The organism is Streptomyces sp. NPDC097617 (assembly GCF_044761485.1).
Taxonomy (GTDB): domain Bacteria; phylum Actinomycetota; class Actinomycetes; order Streptomycetales; family Streptomycetaceae; genus Streptomyces.
Window position 1 is genome coordinate 1 of the sequence record NZ_JBIWCL010000076.1, and the last position, 2,076, is coordinate 2,076.

Below are 2,076 nucleotides of genomic sequence, written 5' to 3' on the forward strand. Positions count from 1 at the left end.
CCGGGAGGTGCCGGGGAGGGTGGCAAGCGGCCCTGACGAAGCCGGGACGTGTCAGCACTGCCAGATGGTGCGGGTCCGGCGAGTGAGACGGAGAGGTATACGAGAGGAACCGGTGTTTGAAGCCTCCTAAGGTGACATCAGCTCGAACCTGGCGGATCTGGGCTGGTTGCGGCGCGTGCTCGTCAGTGTTCCAAGGCGGGCAACTTCCCGGCGGTTTCTGCCAGAGCGCCGGGGAGGCCACGGTGAATTGCTGCGGGGTAGTCGTGGCGATGCCGCGGGGGTATAGCCGGGTGCCTACTCCGACGATCGATCAATCAGTGAACACGGGAACCTCCCCGGCTCTGCCCGGGTTCCGCGCGGCCAGCGCGGGAACCGGGCTGGGCCCACCGTCGGCCGACCGGGCCGGGGAGGGGCGGAGCCGCCGTAGTACTCCGAGCCGGGGAAAGCCCGGCACATGGGGAAGGGCGGCAGCGAGATTGCAAGGAAGGAACTGCAATGTCCGAAGACACCGGGGTGGATGCCCCGGTCGCGTGGCCCACGGTGCTGGTCGCCGAGGCGCGGGTACGGAAGATGCAGACCAAGCTGCACCGTTGGGCGGTAGCCGATCACGGCTTCCGGTTCGACGATGTGTTCAACTTCGTCTGTGACCCGGCCGTCCTGGTGATGGCGTTTCAGCGGGTCGCGGGCAACACCGGGGCCCGGACAGCAGGCGTGGACGGCGTTCTCGTCGCCGACGTCCTGGCGTCCGGAGTGACAGCGCATCTGAATCACATCCGCGCCGAACTTCGAGCCGGGGCCTTCCAGCCCTTGCCGGTGCGCGAGCGGATGATCCCCAAGACGGGCGGGAAACTACGCCGGCTGGGGATCCCGACCGTCACGGACCGGGTGGTGCAGGCCGCGCTGAAGCTGGTCCTTGAACCCGTATTCGAGGCGGACTTTCGTCCGTACTCCTACGGGTTCCGGCCCAACCGGCGCGCGCACGACGCGATCGCCGAGATCCACCTGTTCGGCTCCCAGGGATACCGCTGGGTGCTGGACGCGGACATCGAGGCGTGCTTCGACCGCATCGACCACACGGCCCTGATGGGCCGTGTCCGGTCGCGGGTGAAGGACAAGCGGGTGCTGGCGCTGGTCAAAGCGTTCCTCAAGGCCGGGATCATGACCGAGCCCGGCGAGCGGAACGAGACCAATTCGGGAACACCGCAAGGCGGGATCCTCTCGCCTCTGCTGGCCAACATCGCACTGTCCGTGCTCGACGACTTCGCCGCCGAGCAGTGGACCAGCACGATGGGCAGTCGGCGGGATCGCGAGCGGCAACGGCGGCGGGGCCTGCCGACCTGGCGACTGGTCCGCTACGCGGACGACTTCGTCGTCATGGTCCACGGCACCCGCGAGCACGCTGAGGCGCTTCGCGAGCAGGTGAGCACGGTCCTGGCCCCGATGGGCCTGGTGCTGTCACCGGCCAAGACCCAGGTGGTGCACCTTGCGGACGGGTTCGACTTCCTCGGATTCCGCATCGTCTGGATGCGGAAGCGCGGAACGGACAAGTGGCACGTCTACACGTTCATCGCCGACAAACCGGTCGCGTCGCTGAAACGGAAGATCAAGGCACTGACCCAGAGGTTGTCGCATCTCGATTACAAGATCACGCTGATCCGGATCAACCAGATCCTGCGCGGCTGGGCCAACTACTTCAGGCACGCGGTCGCCAAGCACACCCTGCAGACCCTGCACACCTTCGTCTGGTGGCGCATCGTCCGCTGGGTGATGCACCGGCACCGCATGACGTGGACGGCCGTCCGACGATGGCTCCGCGGCCCCAACGGGCAGTGGAGACCCATCGAAATGGACGGGATCCAACTGTTCGACCTCGGCAGAGTACCGATCACTCGCTACCGCTACCGAGGCACGAACGGCATCTCCAGCCCTTGGCCGGACGCTCTGGAAAGCCCGCTCCCAACGGATGATCTCGTGGAGAGCCCGGTGCGGTGAGAGCCGCACGCCGGGTTCGGAGGGCGGGGCGGGGAAACCCACCGGGAGTAATCCCGGCAGGGCGCCCCGGCCCGACCCATCAAC

Annotated in this window: 1 protein-coding gene; it reads left to right on the forward strand. The window is 67.2% G+C overall.

The window, feature by feature from the left end; all coding sequences use genetic code 11:
• The first annotated feature begins 540 nt into the window (after nucleotides 1–540).
• The gene (gene ltrA, locus ACIQZO_RS40455; protein ID WP_403636421.1) at nucleotides 541–1,992 is read left to right on the forward strand and encodes a group II intron reverse transcriptase/maturase; all 1,452 of its coding nucleotides are present in this window, start codon (nucleotides 541–543) and stop codon (nucleotides 1,990–1,992) included.
• The last annotated feature ends 84 nt before the right edge of the window (nucleotides 1,993–2,076 follow it).